Origin of the sequence: Enterovibrio norvegicus, from assembly GCF_002876705.1 — a bacterium.
GTDB lineage: Bacteria > Pseudomonadota > Gammaproteobacteria > Enterobacterales > Vibrionaceae > Enterovibrio > Enterovibrio norvegicus_B.
Map to the genome: position 1 here is coordinate 13057 of NZ_MDAG01000010.1, position 16826 is coordinate 29882.

A 16826-nucleotide genomic window follows, 5' to 3' on the forward strand; every position below is an offset into this window, starting at 1 on the left:
CTTTTAACTACTTTTGAGGATCCAGACCTAGGCTCTGACGAAGCGTGTCTAATGTGCGTTCGTCACCATTTCTGGCGGCGTCTTGCATGGCCTGAGTGGGCGCATGGATCAGTTTATTGGTCAATTTATTGCTTAGCTCTTTGAGCACTTTTTCTGGGTCTGTCCCATTAGCAAGGGCTTGAAGGCTTCGGCTAAGCAATTCATCTTTGAGTGCTTCAGAATCCGCACGGTACTGCTTGATGCTGTCCACCGCATCACGGGAGCGCATCCAGGTCATAAACCCAACGCTTTCCTCATCGACAATGGACTCCGCTTTGACAGCGGCGGCTTTTCGTTGTTCTCGATTTCGCTCAACGATTGATTGCAAATCATCAACCGTATAGAGGTAGGCATCATTCAATTCGCCAACCCCTTCTTCAATATCTCGCGGCACTGCAATGTCGATCAGCAGCATTGGCTGATGACGACGTGCTTTCAGTGCTTTTTCAACCATGCCTTTACCGATGATTGGCAAAGGTGCTGCCGTAGAACTGATAACAATATCAGCACGGTGCATGTGCTCTGGTATTTCTTCTAGAGAAATAATGTCTGCGCCAAACGCATCAGCAAACGGTTTTGCACGTTCACGGGTTCGGTTTGCCACGATAATCTTACGGCAATTGTGCTCGTAGAGATGCTTGGCAACAAGCTCAATGGTTTCACCTGCGCCAACAAGCAATGCGGTCGAGGTTTCCAATGACTCAAAAATTTGACGTGCCAGCGAACACGCAGCAAACGCGACAGAAACAGCGTTGCCACCGATATCGGTTTCAGTGCGTACACGCTTGGCAACCGTAAATGTTTTGTGGAACAAGCGTTCAAGTGGGCCGTTAATGGCTTCAAGGTCAACCGATTCGGCATACGCTTGCTTCACTTGCCCCAGGATTTGAGGTTCGCCCAGCACCAAGGAATCAAGGCCACTGGCGACACGCATTAAATGCTGTGCAGCAGCTTGGTCATGATAGGTATATAGGCAAGACAACAATGCATCGCTGTCGAGATTGTGGAACTGTTGCAACCAATCAACAACATTGCCAGGACTCGGATGATCGGTTTCACAATAGATTTCAGTTCGGTTACAGGTAGACACAATGACCCCACTCTGCACGACCTGCTGACTTTTCAGCTGGGATAATGCATCGCGAAGTTGTTGCGGTGAAAAAGCCACTTTTTCACGCAAGTCGACCGTAGCGGTCTTGTGATTGATTCCGAGAACTAACAAGCTCATTAAGCAGGGTTACCGACAGCACCAGATGAAATCCGAGCCGAGGATTTTACTTTATGGGCTCTTCGATTAAAAGATAACATTACTTCCTCACCATCGCGAACCTGACTATATCTCTAGCCAAGTGAGAATACTTAGCATTCACGTTTATTTTTTGCCGACTTTTTCAGCAGTTATGCTTTCCAAATCCGCGCGTTTTGACCCTAACACTCCCCATAACACAAAGATACTTGGCTTTTTGCTCGCGCGTCACCGTTAAGTCTATGAACATTTGGTCTAATTCATGACTAACCCCAAGAAATCTGAAGATGCTCAGGTATAACCCATATCTAAGAATGATTGAGTCATCACTTCAGCAAGGCTGCTTCAAGTCTGCATCTTGAGATATACTAGGCCACTATTTTCATGATGATAAAGGTACGCGGAGCATAATTATGACCCGACACGTCAAGCATTTCTTCCACGCTTTATTGCTCATTGCTAGCGTCTTAGGGCTATCTGCATGTGCGACCAAACCCGCGCCGATGACGGAATGGGAAACGCATGAACAAACCCTGTTGGACATTACCCAGTTCACCGCCAAGGGAAAAGTCGCCTTTATTAGCCCAGCCCAACGCGTCTCCGCTAACTTTGTGTGGGAGCAAAATGGCGATGCCATGTCATTGCGTCTCACCAATTTTCTGGGCTCAACCTTATTAAAATTGGAAGCGACACCGAAGGGTGCAATTCTGGTCGATAATGAAGGGCAACGTTATATCGGTAGAGATGCAGCGAGCCTTTTGCAAAAACTCACAGGCATTGCGCTGCCCGTAAATGATATGACGCAGTGGATTAAAGGCCTACCTGCCGAAACAAACGATTTCACACTCGGTGCAGATAACCGCCTCGCTTTCTTATCGGAAAACGATGCCTCAACCAATAAACCGGGTTGGCAGTTAGATTACCAAACCTATGACGCGGCAACTGACAGCTTGTTACCCGCAAAAATCAAAATGAACCAGAACGATCAAAAAGTGAATCTGGTGATCTCCAATTGGAAATATGCACAATGAGTCAAACACGTTCGGTATGGCCTTCACCTGCCAAACTCAATCTTTTTCTCTACATAACGGGTCAACGAGAAAACGGTTATCACGATTTGCAAACCCTGTTCCAATTTCTTGATTACGGCGACACGCTTTCCATCACGCCCAATGAAACAGGCAAAATAACCTTATCGCCAGACATCGAAGGCGTGCCAGTTGAAAATAATTTGGTTTATCGTGCAGCCATGGCGTTGAAAAATAACACATCAGAGACACTCGGCGCACATATTCATATTAACAAAGTACTGCCAATGGGCGGTGGATTAGGTGGCGGTTCATCGAACGCTGCAACCACACTTGTGGCACTCAATCACCTTTGGAATACGTGTTACTCTAACGACGAACTGGCAGAGATGGGCTTGGCGCTTGGCGCTGATGTGCCTGTGTTCGTTCGTGGCGTGACTGCTTTCGCAGAAGGGGTTGGAGAGTTACTTCAACCTGCCTATGCTGAAGAGAAATGGTATATAGTTGCTAAACCGGACGTAAGCATCGAAACGGCAAAAATTTTTGGACATTCTCACCTGACTCGCAACACGCCAAAGCGCTCACTAAACGCGCTATTGGCAGGAAATTACGAAAACGATTGCGAAAAGATAGTAAGAGAGTTGTTTCCAGAGGTTGATAAGGCTATTTCGTGGCTGCTAGAATACGCGCCGTCAAGACTGACCGGAACGGGCGCCTGCGTCTTCGCGGAATTCGAAAATGAAGCAGCGGCTCGTTCAACATTAAACAAATTGCCCGACTGGCTTTCTGGATTCGTCGCTAGAGGTGTGAATACATCACCGCTTGTAACCACACTGAACGAACAAACCCAGTGAGACAGACAAAAATCAATGGATACAACCCCGAGGTTTTCCACCGTGCCTGATATGAAGCTGTTTGCTGGTAATGCAACGCCTGTACTCGCCCAACGCATCGCGAATCGCCTATATATGTCACTAGGTGACGCAACCGTTAGCCGTTTTTCTGACGGAGAAGTGTGTGTACAAATCAATGAAAACGTACGGGGTAGCGACGTATTCGTTATCCAGTCGACTTGTGCGCCAACCAATGACAACCTAATGGAATTGGTTGTGATGATCGACGCACTGCGTCGCGCATCAGCTGGCCGAATCACTGCTGTTATTCCTTACTTTGGTTACGCTCGTCAGGACCGCCGTGTTCGTTCTGCGCGTGTGCCAATCACTGCAAAAGTTATCGCAGACTTCCTGTCAAACGTAGGTGTTGACCGCGTACTGACAGTTGACCTGCACGCAGAGCAAATCCAAGGCTTCTTCGACGTACCTGTAGACAACATCTTCGGTACGCCTGTTTTGTTGGAAGACATGCTGGCGAAGAAACTGGAAGATCCTGTTGTTGTTTCTCCAGACATCGGTGGTGTTGTACGTGCGCGTGCAACGGCAAAACTTCTGGATGACACGGACATCGCGATCATCGACAAACGTCGCCCACGTGCGAACGTTTCGCAGGTTATGCACCTTATCGGTGACGTTGAAGGCCGTGATTGCATCATCGTTGATGACATGATCGACACCGGTGGCACACTGTGTAAAGCAGCAGAAGCACTGAAAAACCGTGGCGCCAAGCGTGTATTCGCATACGCAACCCACGCAGTGTTTTCTGGCAACGCGCCACAAAACATCAAAGAATCAGTGATTGATGAAGTTATCGTGACTGACTCAATTCCATTGAGTGCTGAAATGCAAGCAACGGGTAAAGTGTCTCAACTGACACTTTCAGGCATGCTGGCTGAAGCCATTCGTCGCATCAGCAACGAAGAATCAATTTCAGCAATGTTCGATTAATCGAATACTTGCGAGAAGAAACGCCCTGCTCATGCAGGGCGTTTTTGTTTCTGGCGACATCCACTGCCCCTCTCACATTGCCCAGCATCTTCAAGTTGCTTGGGTATAGTGGTAGGATATGCCGCCTTTAGCGCTGACGAATGTGCCTCTTGGGTCTTCCTCGCGCCTGACGCGTTACACAATAACAACGAGAATCTCATCGTGAGCGACCAAATTCGCCTTTTAGTGGGGCTGGCCAATCCAGGGCCGGAATATGCCAAAACCCGCCACAATGCGGGCGTTTGGGTAGTAGAAGAGTTAGCCCGTATTCATAACGTGCAACTCAAAGAAGACAAAAAGTATTTCGGGCTGACGGCCAGAATCAGCATCGGTGGTGAAGATCTCCGCTTGTTGATCCCGACAACCTTCATGAACCTATCGGGTAAAGCAGTGGCTCCACTGGCGAAGTTCTTCCAGATCAAGCCAGAAGAAATCATGGTTGCCCATGACGAGCTAGACTTGCCTCCGGGTGTCGCTAAATTCAAGAAAGGCGGTGGCCATGGCGGTCACAACGGCCTTCGCGACATCATCAGTAAAATGGGCAACAACAAAGAATTTTACCGTCTTCGAATTGGGATCGGGCATCCCGGTCACAAAGACAAAGTTGCAGGGTTTGTATTAACCAAAGCGCCTGCAAACGAACAAAGCCAGATCGAACAAGCAGTTGACGAAGCGGTACGCTGTATCGACATTTTGCTCAAAGACGATTTGGCCAAGGCGCAAAACCGCCTTCATACATTTAAAGCGCAATAGCGCCATAAACGAAAGGTTACCATCTCATGGGTTTTAAATGCGGTATCGTTGGTCTACCAAACGTAGGTAAATCAACTCTGTTCAACGCTCTGACGAAAGCCGGTATCGAAGCGGCAAACTTCCCGTTCTGTACCATTGAACCAAATACTGGTGTGGTACCAGTGCCGGATCTTCGCTTGGATGCACTGGCAAAAATCGTGAACCCTCAACGCGTTCTGCCAACCACGATGGAATTCGTAGACATCGCAGGTCTGGTTGCAGGCGCGTCAAAAGGTGAAGGTCTAGGTAACAAATTCCTAGCAAACATTCGTGAAACCGATGCGATTGGTCACGTTGTTCGTTGTTTTGAAAACGACAACATTATCCACGTAGCGGGTAAAGTTGATCCAGCAGATGACATCGAAGTTATCAACACTGAGCTAGCTTTGGCTGACCTTGAAGCGTGTGAGCGTGCAATACAACGCCAAGCGAAGAAAGCAAAAGGCGGCGATCGTGACGCTAAAATTGAAATTGCAGTGCTTGAAAAGCTACTTCCAGTATTGGAAGAAGGCAACATGCTACGTTCAGTTGAGCTGACCAAAGAAGAAAAAGCCGCGGTTGATTACCTGAACTTCTTGACCATGAAGCCAACCATGTACATCGCAAACGTGAACGATGACGGCTTCGAAAACAACCCTTACCTAGACAAAGTACGCGAAATCGCTGCAACAGAGAACGCAACGGTTGTTGCTGTTTGTGCAGAGATCGAGGGTGAGCTTTCTGAGCTAGATGCAGACGAAGCAGCTGTATTCCTAGAAGAAATGGGTCTAAGTGAGCCAGGTCTTAACCGTGTTATTCGTTCAGGTTATGAACTACTGACTCTGCAAACTTACTTCACCGCTGGCGTGAAAGAAGTGCGTGCATGGACTGTGCCTGTAGGTGCAACTGCGCCACAAGCTGCGGGTAAGATCCACACCGACTTCGAAAAAGGCTTTATCCGCGCTGAAATCATCGGTTACAACGATTTCATCGACAACAACGGTGAAGCTGGCGCGAAAGTTGCTGGTAAATGGCGTTTGGAAGGTAAAGAGTACATTGTTAAAGATGGCGATGTTATCCACTTCCGCTTTAACGTTTAATTCCAATCGTTAACTCGATTATAAAAGCTGGCTTTTGCCAGCTTTTTTCGTTTTAGATCTCCCTAGTTTCGCCATTTACAGCTCAAATGAATAAGAAAACACCTCTCCCTGCTCAAAATCACAGCGAAGTCACCAATATGATAAAAAAAGCATGGAAAAAAGGTTGACGACACCCTAGGTTCTTCGCATAATGCGCCCCGCACTCAGGGCATGTCCCTGAACGAAAAGATGGCTACGTAGCTCAGTTGGTTAGAGCACATCACTCATAATGATGGGGTCACAGGTTCGAATCCCGTCGTAGCCACCATTCTTTTCAGTGCATCGCTTTCCTTGTGAAAGCCGTAACAAATGCGGAAGTGGCGAAATTGGTAGACGCACCAGATTTAGGTTCTGGCGCCGCAAGGTGTGAGAGTTCAAGTCTCTCCTTCCGCACCATATTAAAGACATCATGCTTGATAGCGTGATAGTCATTGGGATATCGCCAAGCGGTAAGGCAGCGGCTTTTGATGCCGCCATTCCCTGGTTCGAATCCAGGTATCCCAGCCATATTTTGGCATGGCTACGTAGCTCAGTTGGTTAGAGCACATCACTCATAATGATGGGGTCACAGGTTCGAATCCCGTCGTAGCCACCATTAATTCGAAGGCCTTTGGCTTTCAAAACAGACTGACACTGCTACGTGTTCAAAAGCATTAGCTTTAGTCTGAAAGATTTGCGGAAGTGGCGAAATTGGTAGACGCACCAGATTTAGGTTCTGGCGCCGCAAGGTGTGAGAGTTCAAGTCTCTCCTTCCGCACCATATATCTTGTTTCTCTCAGCCTTTAACAGTGAAGAGAAGGTTTCAGACAAGACTAAAAAACTGAAACAACTAGGATTGCGGAAGTGGCGAAATTGGTAGACGCACCAGATTTAGGTTCTGGCGCCGCAAGGTGTGAGAGTTCAAGTCTCTCCTTCCGCACCAATCCTCTTGCTCTTTATGCCTGCCTTCTGGCAGAATAGAGAAATCAGGCAAGTAAAAATTCTGATAACAATGCGGAAGTGGCGAAATTGGTAGACGCACCAGATTTAGGTTCTGGCGCCGCAAGGTGTGAGAGTTCAAGTCTCTCCTTCCGCACCATATTTAAAGAGTCATGCTTAATTGCGTGAATTCTGTTGGGATATCGCCAAGCGGTAAGGCAGCGGCTTTTGATGCCGCCATTCCCTGGTTCGAATCCAGGTATCCCAGCCACAACATTTAAAAGCTCACCTTCGGGTGGGCTTTTTTTGTTTTAGCCCTTCTCTTTGACCTCTCCTCGTTTTCCCTTTTAATCCGCATGGTTGAATCATCCCCCATACTCTGTAGTCTTAGTTCTCAGAGCTAAATGATCTCAGCATAAAAGTAGGGAAGCAGTATCTATGACCAATCGCACCCACTCTCCTCATTCAAACCCCATAGCAATGCAGCGCTATACCAGTCTGCCTGACGATATGTATGTCACTCTAGCGCCTACGCGCAGCGAAAGCCCGACAATGCTTACCGTCAATACAGGGCTGATTGAAGAGTATGGCCTTTCTGTCGAATGGTTCGAAAGCGCTGACGCATTGGGCTTATTGTCTGGCAATCACGATTATGACGGTGCTTCTCCGATTGCCATGGCGTATTCAGGCCACCAGTTTGGGCATTTTTCGCCACTGCTTGGCGATGGTCGCGCACATATGCTCGGCCAATTAGAGACTGCAGACGGCAAGTTGGTGGATGTGCAACTTAAAGGATCAGGGCGAACCCCTTTTTCTCGCGGCGGTGATGGCAGAGCCACGCTCGGTGCGGTGATTCGCGAATACCTCATCAGTGAAGCCATGGCAGGTCTTGGCATTCCTACAACGCGCACGCTGGCCTTAGTGACGACCGGTGAAAGCATCATGCGTGATTATCAAATGGTGCCCGGTGCGATTCAGGTTAGAACAGCAGAAAGCCACTTGCGTGTTGGGTCGTTTCAATATGCGTATTCAAAACTGGGGAAAGATGGCGTAAAGGCCCTTGCTGATTTCGCCATTGAACAGCATTTTCCGGAAATCAAAGACAGGGACGACAAATACCCCGCTTTCCTCGAGGCGGTTTCTCTTCGCCAAGCCGATTTAATTTCGCAATGGATGCTGGTGGGTTTTATTCATGGCGTGATGAATACAGACAATGCCGCGATTGTCGGCGAATCTATCGACTTTGGCCCATGTGCCTTTATGGACGATTTCAAAGCCAATAAAGTCTTTAGCTCCATCGACAGAGACAGTCGCTATGCCTGGAAGCAACAGGCGTCGATTGGCTACTGGAACTTACAGCGTCTTGCAGAAACCTTATTACCTTTGTTTGATGACGACACTGATAACGCAGTGAACATCGCAGAAACGCAAATTGGCGCCTTCATTCCACGTTTCCAATTGGCATTCCAAGAGGGGCTAAAGCGAAAGTTGGGCATCGCCCGTGATTCAGATGCTGCTGATGCCTTTGTCGATGATGTACTGCCTGTTCTCGAAGATGAGCATATCGACTTTACGTTGTTCTTTGATGCACTGACCTCAGTGGCTGAAGGCGGATCAGAGGATACCTTGTTGCGTTACTTTGATAATGCAGAAAAAGGGAAAGGTTGGTTAGAAAAGTGGCGACAATTCAGCGATCGTGACCAAGCGACGTTAACCGCCATGAGAAGTGCTAACCCTGCATTAATTGCGAGAAACCACCAAGTGGAGAAAGCGATTGACGATGCCACAGAGCGCAATGACTTTACCTTGTTCCATCGACTCAGCAATGCCCTGAAAACCCCTTACGTAGTAAGCGACAAGAACGTTGACCTTCAAGAGGCACCGCTGCCAGAACAATGTGTATTGCGAACCTTTTGCGGGACGTAATACTTGCTTGAAGCATAGAGCCAATTCACATCCATAAAAAATGGGGCATCATCGCCCCATTTCTCATCCGTCCCCTAGCAAGCGTTAAGTGCTAAAGGCCCATGGCGTATTTCAGCACCTGTGTTTTTATCGGCCCGCTTTTTTCTGCCAGCTTCAAACCAATATTGCGTAGCAGTTTCAACGGCACGATATCGTTGCTGAACCCGCCGTAAAACACATCCATGCCCGCTTGCATCAATAAATTGTCAGGCTTACGTTTTCGCTCATAGGCAGCAAGCACAGCGTTATCTGCCCACTCAGTGCCAGCATCTGCAACCACATCGAGCAAGGCATCCACATCTTTGAACCCAAGGTTAACGCCCTGCCCTGCCAGTGGATTGATGGTATGCGCTGCATCACCAAGGATCACAACGCTTTTATTGTAATAGCGCTGAGCATGACGACGTGTGAGCGGGAATGCCCCTTGAGCGATGACATCAATCTCGCCAAGTTCAGGCGGAAAATGCGACACAATTTCTTGTTTTAGCGCGACTGGCGACATGGCACAAAGCTGCTTAATGCGCTCGGGTTTGTCATACCACACCAGCGAGCCTTGATGCCCCGGTAGCGGTAAAAATGAGCGAGGGCCTTCAGGCGTAAACCACTGCCACGTAATGTCTTGCTGCGGCAGTTCCGTTTGCACACTCACCAACATGCAGTGCTGGCGATAGTCCCATGCGGTGACGCCAATGTTCGCATAATCACGAACACGAGAGTTTGCACCATCAGCCCCGACGAGCCAACGGCCTTGCAGCTGGTCACCGTTATCAAGCTCAACAGCATGCCCGTCATGTTCCGCCCACATCGCTTTGATGGTATTCGGACAGAACAACGTCAAATTCGCGTGGGCTTCACACGCTTCCCAAAGTGCCAATTGGAGAACACGATTTTCGACAATAAAGCCCAGCTCCATCAAATCCATGCTGTCACTGTTAAAACGGACTCGACAATCGGGATGATCCCAGGTTTCCAATCGACGGTAAGGGCAAAGTCGCATCCTGAGGACGGCATCCCACACTTTCAGCGATTTGAGTAAAGAAACCGATGACGGTGAAATCGCGGAAACCCGCAAATCCATAGGCTGCTCAGAAGAAAAAAGCGTCGGAGCTTCTCTTTCTACCATGGCAACGCGCTTTCCCTGCTTAGCAAAGCCAAGTGCCGTTGCCGCACCCACCATGCCACCGCCAACGACGATAATATCGAATTGTTTCATAAGACAATCTCTTTAAATCCTTTCTGCATTCTACTGACAACCAGATTAAATGCGACATTCAGGGTGTTATCTCCACACCAAATCCACCATTAAATTTGGGGAGAACGTGATCTGGTCACAGAATGTCTAAAGCAGTACAATACGCGGCTTGCTGTTAACCAGCGCAGTTTCTCTGCGGGTTAACCAAAAACAGATTAAACATTTTCGACTGACACTCAACACCCTGATATTGCATCGTGTGTAGACCTCTCAGCCGAAAGACGTAGAAACATCAACATGAGCAATGAGTTACATGGCTAAGAAACTGCTGATCAAAACCTGGGGCTGTCAGATGAACGAATACGATTCATCAAAAATGGCAGATCTTCTCAATGCGGCCGGCGGCTACGAGTTGACCGAAGAGCCGGAAGAAGCAGACGTACTGCTGCTTAATACCTGTTCGATCCGTGAGAAAGCTCAGGAGAAAGTGTTCCACCAATTGGGACGCTGGAAAAACTTAAAAGATCAGAACCCTGATCTTGTGATCGGTGTTGGCGGTTGTGTAGCAACGCAAGAAGGCGACCACATTCGCGAGCGCGCGCCTTATGTTGATGTGATTTTTGGCCCCCAAACACTGCACCGTTTGCCTGAGATGATTAAACAATCTCGCGCAGACCACGGCCCAGTCATGGACATTTCTTTCCCTGAGATTGAGAAGTTCGATAACTTGCCAGAGCCACGCGCAGAAGGCCCAACCGCATTCGTTTCCATCATGGAAGGCTGTTCGAAGTACTGCACATTCTGTGTGGTACCTTACACCCGTGGTGAAGAAGTTAGCCGTCCATTGGACGATGTGCTTTATGAAATCGCACAACTTGCAGAACAAGGCGTTCGAGAAGTGAACCTTCTTGGCCAAAACGTAAATGCATTCCGCGGTGAAATGCATGATGGCGAAATCTGTTCGTTTGCAGAATTGCTTCGCTATGTGGCAGCGATCGACGGTATTGACCGTATTCGCTACACCACCAGCCACCCGATTGAATTTACCGATGACATCATCGATGTGTACCGTGACACGCCAGAGGTGGTTAACCACCTGCACTTGCCTGTGCAAAGTGGTTCGGACCGCATCCTAACCATGATGAAGCGTCCTCATACTGCCATTGAGTACAAATCGAAAATCCGTAAATTGCGTGAAGTCCGTCCAGACATCGCCATGAGTTCTGACTTCATTGTCGGGTTCCCTGGCGAAGAAGACGCTGATTTCCAAGCGACGATGAAGCTAATTCGTGATATTAACTTCGACATGAGCTTTAGCTTCGTGTATTCACCACGCCCAGGCACGCCAGCGGCAGACATGCCAGATGACACACCTGAGCAAGTGAAGAAAGAGCGTTTGTACGAGCTTCAACAGCAAATTAACGCACAAACCATGATTTTTGCTCGCCAGATGTTAGACACCGAGCAACGTATTTTGGTTGAAGGTCCATCCCGTAAGAATCTGATGGAACTTCGCGGCCGTACTGAAAACAACCGCGTCGTGAATTTTGAAGGTTCTGTTGATTTGATCGGTCAATTTGTAGACGTGAAGGTCACTGACGTACTGACTAACTCCCTACGTGGTGAATTGATTCGTACTGAAAAAGACATGAACCTGCGTATTGCCATCTCTCCTTCAGAGATGATCGCAAAGACACGCAAAGAAGATGATCTTGGTGTGGGCGTGTATACTCCGTAATAACACGGAGGCCACACGGCCATTCGACACCCCGCTGTCACAGCGGGGGTAATCACTGGTTTTAGGCGTGAGAGTGCGCCGCCATATCAGCGTCAAACAAGCTGCGAGAAGCTTCCATCCCTACGCAGCTTCTATTGATAGCGATATTAAGCTTGCGAGGACAGCATTGAACAAAGTCATTACCCTAGAATTGTTGCTGGAACCAGAAGACAATTCACGCCTAGCCAGCCTTTGCGGCCCATTCGATGACAACATCAAGCAACTAGAACGCCGCCTTGGTGTCGAAATTAATCGCCGAAGCCATCAATTCTCTGTCGTTGGCAAAGAACACACCGCCACTGCCGCAATCGATATTCTGAAAACGCTTTACGTAGAAACTGCGCCTGTTAAAAACCAAACGCCGGATTTGGAGCCTGAGCAAGTTCACTTAGCGATCAAAGAAAGTGGCGTGCTCGAACAGACGGTTGAATCATCGATTCCTTACGGAAAAGAAATCAACATCAAGACCAAAAAAGGCGTGATTAAACCGCGTACACCCAACCAAGCGCAATACATTGCGAACATGGTGACGCATGACATCACTTTTGGCGTTGGCCCTGCGGGTACGGGTAAAACCTACCTTGCCGTTGCTGCTGCGGTAGATGCACTTGAGCGCCAAGAAATCCGTCGAATTTTGCTGACACGTCCTGCGGTAGAAGCCGGTGAGAAACTCGGTTTCTTGCCCGGTGATTTAAGCCAGAAGGTCGACCCTTACTTGCGCCCGCTTTACGATGCCCTATTTGAAATGCTGGGTTTCGAGCGTGTAGAAAAATTAATTGAGCGAAATGTCATCGAAGTGGCCCCCCTCGCTTACATGCGTGGTCGCACACTGAATGATGCGTTCATCATTCTGGATGAAAGCCAGAATACCACCGTAGAACAAATGAAAATGTTCCTCACGCGCATTGGTTTTAACAGCCGAGCGGTGATTACGGGTGACGTGACGCAAATCGATTTACCACGAAATACTCGCTCAGGTCTTCGCCACGCCATTGAGGTGTTGGCCGACGTGAACGAAATTAGCTTTAACTTTTTCCAAGCCGACGATGTTGTTCGCCACCCTGTTGTCGCGCGCATTGTTCTGGCTTATGAAGCTTGGGAAGCAGAAGACGCTAAAGCACGTAAATATGCTGAAGAGCGTCGTAGACTAGAGCGTGAAGCCGCACTAAACGCAGTTTCACACTCAGAAGAAAAGCCATCAGAAGAGAAGCAACCTTAAATGCAATACTATGTCGACTTACAAGTCGCAACGAAAAATGCAGAGAACCTGCCGTCAGAAGAACAGCTTCAGACGTGGTTTGAACAAGCGGTGAAATCTTTTCGAGAACAAGCGGAAACGACCATTCGTATCGTTGATGAGTTTGAAAGCCAAAGCCTAAACCGCGACTACCGCGGCAAGGACAAACCAACGAATGTTTTGTCATTTCCTTTTGAAGCGCCTCCTGGTGTAGAGTTAGATCTACTAGGCGACCTGATAATTTGCCGTCAGGTTGTAGAAAAAGAAGCAAAAGAACAGAATAAAGACCTGTTTGCCCATTGGGCCCACATGGTTGTACACGGCAGTCTCCATCTGCTAGGTTATGACCATATTGATGATGAAGAAGCGGAAGAAATGGAATCTCTCGAGATTTCTATCATGACTGCACTTGAGTTTCCGAACCCATACGCAGCCGATTTCATCTAAATTAACGTTGTAAATATTGAGACAATGAACGAAGACAACTCACAAAGCTCTGACGGTCCGAGTAGAAAGACCTTCTTCGAACGCCTTGGTCAAATCTTTCAGGGAGACCCGAAAGACCGCCAGGAATTAGTAGATGTATTCCGTGATTCGGAACAGAACGATCTAATCGATCACGAAACACGGGACATGCTAGAAGGCGTAATGCAAATCTCTGAGATGCGCATTCGCGATATCATGATTCCACGTTCGCAGATGGTGACCATCGAACGCGCACAACCTCTTGAGGAAATCATTAACGTTATCAACGATGCCCAGCACTCACGCTATCCGGTAATCAGCGATGACAAAGACCATGTTGAAGGCATTTTGCTAGCGAAAGATTTACTTCGCTACTTGATCCGCGACAGCGAACCGTTCGACATCGACAAGGTTATTCGCCCTGCCGTTGTTGTCCCGGAAAGCAAGCGTGTTGACCGACTCCTTAAGGAGTTTCAGGCTGAACGCTACCACATGGCCATTGTTGTCGATGAATTCGGTGGTGTATCTGGCGTTGTAACCATTGAAGATATTCTCGAAGAAATCGTCGGCGATATTGAAGATGAATATGACGACGATGAAGAGCAAGAAATCCGCCAGTTGAGCAAGCACACCTTTGCGGTGAAAGCACTCACAACACTGGAAGATTTCAATGAGAAATTTGGCTCTCAATTTAATGACGATGACATCGACACCATTGGTGGATTGGTAATGACCAGCTTCGGTCACCTGCCAACACGTGGTGAAGAAGTTGATATCGAAAACTTCCACTTCAAAGTGACAGCAGCCGACAGTCGACGTGTTATCCAATTGCAGGTTACTATCCCAGACCTTACTGCAGAGGAAACGGCATAATCGTCACATGCTAAACGTTCAAACTTTTAAGCGGCCCCAAGTATTCAAGCGGATCTTCGGGGCCGCTTTTTCTGGTGCGCTCGCGACACTGGCATTCGCCCCGTATTCATTTTGGCCAGCCATGCTGGTTTCTTTGGTTCTGTTATTCCTACTTATCCATAAGCAATCGCCCAAACGCGCCGCGCTCATTGGTTTTAGCTGGGGGTTAGGACAATTCTCAACCGGTATCGGTTGGGTGTATGTGGTCATCGAGCAATTTGGAGGGCTTCCAACCGCGGTCGGTTTGATTCTCATCAGCTTACTCGTCGCTTACCTTGCGCTTTTCCCCGCGCTATTTGGCTACCTACTCAAACGTATTCAACTTCCTTTGACGCAATCGTATTTGCTGCTTGCACCTTCGCTGTGGCTGCTCATCGATTGGTTCAGAGGATGGTTCTTAACGGGCTTCCCATGGCTCTGGCCGGGCTACAGCCAAATAGACAGCCCTCTTGCCGCCTTTGCCCCTATGTTTGGCGTACAAGGCATTACACTGGCTGTCGTGGTCATCGCGGCGTCTATCACACTAACGTTGCTAAGCCGAAAAGCGACCATGCTATTACCTGCCCTTGTTGTGGCAGTGGTTGCAGTTGTTTCAGGCCAAATGCAATGGGTACAAGAAACCGGAAAAACGGTTGATGTGGCCATGGTGCAAGGGAATGTCCCTCAAGAACTGAAATGGCTGCCAAGCCAACGCTGGCCAACCTTATTAAGTTACCAAGACATGACGCGCCAAAACTGGGATGCAGACATTGTGATCTGGCCGGAAGCGGCGATTCCAGCCCTTGAGCGTGACCTTCCTGATTTCTTAGCAAGGCTTGATGCGGCGGCGCGTAATAATGATTCCGCCATCATCGCTGGCGTGCTCGACCAAAACCCGCAGGGACAGTTCTATAACAACGTGATCACCTTAGGTGACAACGGCACCGAGGGTTATCACTATCCGGCTTCCGAGAGCTACAGTAAACACCACTTACTGGTGTTCGGAGAGTTTGTGCCGTTTGCTGACATTCTACGCCCGCTCGCGCCCTTGTTTAATTTGCCTATGTCATCCTTTAGCCGTGGTGATTACACACAGCCAAACATTGATGCTAAGGGCTACCAGTTGGCACCGGCCATTTGTTATGAAATTGCCTTTAGCGATCAAGTTCGTCATAGCCTGACACCCGATTCCGATTTTATTTTGACGCTTTCAAACGACACATGGTTTGGTACCTCTATTGGCCCCCACCAGCACCTTGAAATTGCTCAAATGCGCGCACTTGAAAACGGCAAGCCCGTCCTTCGCGCAACCAATACGGGGCTTACTGCTGCGATTGACTACAAAGGTCAAATCATAGCGAAAATCCCGCAGTTCGAAACCGTCGTCCTGCGTACCGACATCGCTACAACGAACGGTCAAACGCCGTATACCCGCTTCGGTGATTGGCCGCTGTACCTGTGGATTGTGCTTTCCGGTATCGCGCTTCTTTTGATGCGTCGCGCTCAACAATCAACAACTGTTGGCGAGTCGCAAAAATAAGAGCAAACATCCCTGAATTTACCGTGTCCTACGTTACATTGAAACTGAGGTTGAAAGGCAACCTCAGTCTTCTTTGAGCGGCTTTTTAGCACCAGACACGGAGATTCTCATGCGCGCCTTAGCTCGATACGCTTCACTCTTCTCACTGCTTTTTACCTCGATATTCTTCACGCCAGCACAAGCTGCAGAGCCTTCGGCTGAATTATTTGCAGACACCCGCGCGGCTCTCGCGAACTTTCATCGCTTCGATCCTGTTAAACCATTTTTCGAAAAAGCCTATGGTTACGCGGTATTTCCGTCTGTGGGCAAAGGAGGATTCTGGATTGGGGGCGCTTACGGCAATGGCCTTGTCTATCAGGGTGGTCAAACTGTTGCCGAGGCTGAACTCATTCAAGTGTCGATAGGCTTAACCTTCGGTGGACAAGCCTTCAGCGAAATTTTGTTTTTCGAAGATAAGGAAACATTCGACAATTTTATGTCGGGAAGTTTTGAACTCGGCGCACAAGCCTCAGCCACCGCATTAACGGAAGGCGCAGCCGCACACGTAGGTACAACAGGCACGTCCGCCAGTGCTGGAAGCGTTCAATCAAAAGCGTATTACATCAATGGCGTCGCCATTTTCACACAAGCTAAAGGTGGGTTAATGCTGGAAGCCGCACTTGCCGGTCAGACGTTTAACATCGAGCGGTTTTAGCGAAAATAGGGGAAGAGCGGTCCTAGGTACTGGGTACTGGGTAC

14 protein-coding genes and 8 tRNA genes are annotated in these 16826 nt (G+C 48.5%); 20 read left to right on the forward strand and 2 right to left on the reverse strand.

The genetic code is table 11. The features are described from left to right. Window positions 1-7 precede the first annotated feature (7 nt). Window positions 8-1267: a glutamyl-tRNA reductase gene (gene hemA, locus BCT27_RS05950; protein WP_017009047.1), complete on the reverse strand. Its 1260-nt coding sequence runs from the start codon at window positions 1265-1267 to the stop codon at window positions 8-10. Window positions 1268-1698: 431 nt separating this feature from the next. Here hemA and lolB point away from each other — a divergent pair, with 431 nt between their 5' ends. From lolB to BCT27_RS06020, 14 genes are all read left to right on the forward strand, one after another. Next, window positions 1699-2316 carry a lipoprotein insertase outer membrane protein LolB gene (lolB, locus tag BCT27_RS05955; RefSeq protein WP_017012657.1) on the forward strand — a complete coding sequence of 206 codons (618 nt, stop codon included), beginning with the start codon at window positions 1699-1701 and terminating at the stop codon, window positions 2314-2316. Then, on the forward strand, window positions 2313-3167 hold the full coding sequence (gene ispE, locus BCT27_RS05960; protein WP_102319130.1) for a 4-(cytidine 5'-diphospho)-2-C-methyl-D-erythritol kinase: 855 nt from the start codon (window positions 2313-2315) through the stop codon (window positions 3165-3167). Before lolB ends, ispE begins: the two co-directional genes overlap by 4 nt. Window positions 3168-3209: 42 nt before the next feature. Continuing rightward, window positions 3210-4154 carry a ribose-phosphate pyrophosphokinase gene (locus BCT27_RS05965; protein ID WP_026024499.1) on the forward strand — a complete coding sequence of 315 codons (945 nt, stop codon included), beginning with the start codon at window positions 3210-3212 and terminating at the stop codon, window positions 4152-4154. A gap of 201 nt (window positions 4155-4355) precedes the next feature. After that, window positions 4356-4946: an aminoacyl-tRNA hydrolase gene (pth, locus tag BCT27_RS05970; RefSeq protein ID WP_102395321.1), complete on the forward strand. Its 591-nt coding sequence runs from the start codon at window positions 4356-4358 to the stop codon at window positions 4944-4946. 26 nt (window positions 4947-4972) lie between these two features. Further along, a complete protein-coding gene (gene ychF, locus BCT27_RS05975) occupies window positions 4973-6064 on the forward strand; it encodes a redox-regulated ATPase YchF (RefSeq protein ID WP_102319128.1) in 1092 nt (363 codons plus the stop codon). A 230-nt stretch (window positions 6065-6294) separates the two neighbouring features. Then, window positions 6295-6371, forward strand: a tRNA-Met gene (locus BCT27_RS05980). 43 nt (window positions 6372-6414) lie between these two features. Beyond that, window positions 6415-6499, forward strand: a tRNA-Leu gene (locus tag BCT27_RS05985). Window positions 6500-6535: 36 nt separating this feature from the next. Beyond that, window positions 6536-6610, forward strand: a tRNA-Gln gene (locus tag BCT27_RS05990). Window positions 6611-6621: 11 nt separating this feature from the next. Further along, window positions 6622-6698 (forward strand) — tRNA-Met (locus BCT27_RS05995). An 80-nt stretch (window positions 6699-6778) separates the two neighbouring features. Continuing rightward, a tRNA-Leu gene (locus tag BCT27_RS06000) sits at window positions 6779-6863 on the forward strand. Between the two features lie 77 nt (window positions 6864-6940). Next, a tRNA-Leu gene (locus BCT27_RS06005) sits at window positions 6941-7025 on the forward strand. 71 nt (window positions 7026-7096) lie between these two features. Beyond that, window positions 7097-7181 (forward strand) — tRNA-Leu (locus tag BCT27_RS06010). A gap of 36 nt (window positions 7182-7217) precedes the next feature. After that, window positions 7218-7292: transfer RNA gene (locus BCT27_RS06015), tRNA-Gln, on the forward strand. A gap of 167 nt (window positions 7293-7459) precedes the next feature. After that, window positions 7460-8947, forward strand: a complete 1488-nt coding sequence (locus BCT27_RS06020) for a protein adenylyltransferase SelO (RefSeq protein ID WP_102395322.1) — start codon at window positions 7460-7462, stop codon at window positions 8945-8947. A 91-nt stretch (window positions 8948-9038) separates the two neighbouring features. On the opposite strand, the gene BCT27_RS06025 is transcribed toward BCT27_RS06020, so the two are convergent. Continuing rightward, window positions 9039-10199 (reverse strand): 2-octaprenyl-3-methyl-6-methoxy-1,4-benzoquinol hydroxylase, encoded by a 1161-nt coding sequence (locus BCT27_RS06025; protein ID WP_102395323.1) that lies wholly within the window; start codon window positions 10197-10199, stop codon window positions 9039-9041. 292 nt (window positions 10200-10491) lie between these two features. Here BCT27_RS06025 and miaB point away from each other — a divergent pair, with 292 nt between their 5' ends. The 6 genes from miaB (at window position 10492) to BCT27_RS06055 (ending at window position 16782) form a co-directional block, all read left to right on the forward strand. Next, a complete protein-coding gene (miaB, locus tag BCT27_RS06030) occupies window positions 10492-11916 on the forward strand; it encodes a tRNA (N6-isopentenyl adenosine(37)-C2)-methylthiotransferase MiaB (protein ID WP_102389716.1) in 1425 nt (474 codons plus the stop codon). A 166-nt stretch (window positions 11917-12082) separates the two neighbouring features. Beyond that, the gene (locus BCT27_RS06035; protein WP_102395359.1) at window positions 12083-13174 is read left to right on the forward strand and encodes a PhoH family protein; all 1092 of its coding nucleotides are present in this window, start codon (window positions 12083-12085) and stop codon (window positions 13172-13174) included. Beyond that, window positions 13175-13639: an rRNA maturation RNase YbeY gene (gene ybeY, locus BCT27_RS06040; RefSeq protein ID WP_102319490.1), complete on the forward strand. Its 465-nt coding sequence runs from the start codon at window positions 13175-13177 to the stop codon at window positions 13637-13639. It begins immediately after the preceding gene. 24 nt (window positions 13640-13663) lie between these two features. Next, a complete protein-coding gene (gene corC / locus BCT27_RS06045; RefSeq protein ID WP_102319489.1) occupies window positions 13664-14530 on the forward strand; it encodes a CNNM family magnesium/cobalt transport protein CorC in 867 nt (288 codons plus the stop codon). Window positions 14531-14537: 7 nt separating this feature from the next. Next, window positions 14538-16088, forward strand: coding sequence for an apolipoprotein N-acyltransferase (lnt, locus tag BCT27_RS06050; RefSeq protein WP_102395324.1), 1551 nt, complete (start codon window positions 14538-14540; stop codon window positions 16086-16088). Between the two features lie 109 nt (window positions 16089-16197). Then, complete coding sequence (locus BCT27_RS06055; RefSeq protein WP_102319487.1) at window positions 16198-16782, forward strand: lipid-binding SYLF domain-containing protein; 585 nt, start codon at window positions 16198-16200, stop codon at window positions 16780-16782. Window positions 16783-16826 lie beyond the last annotated feature (44 nt).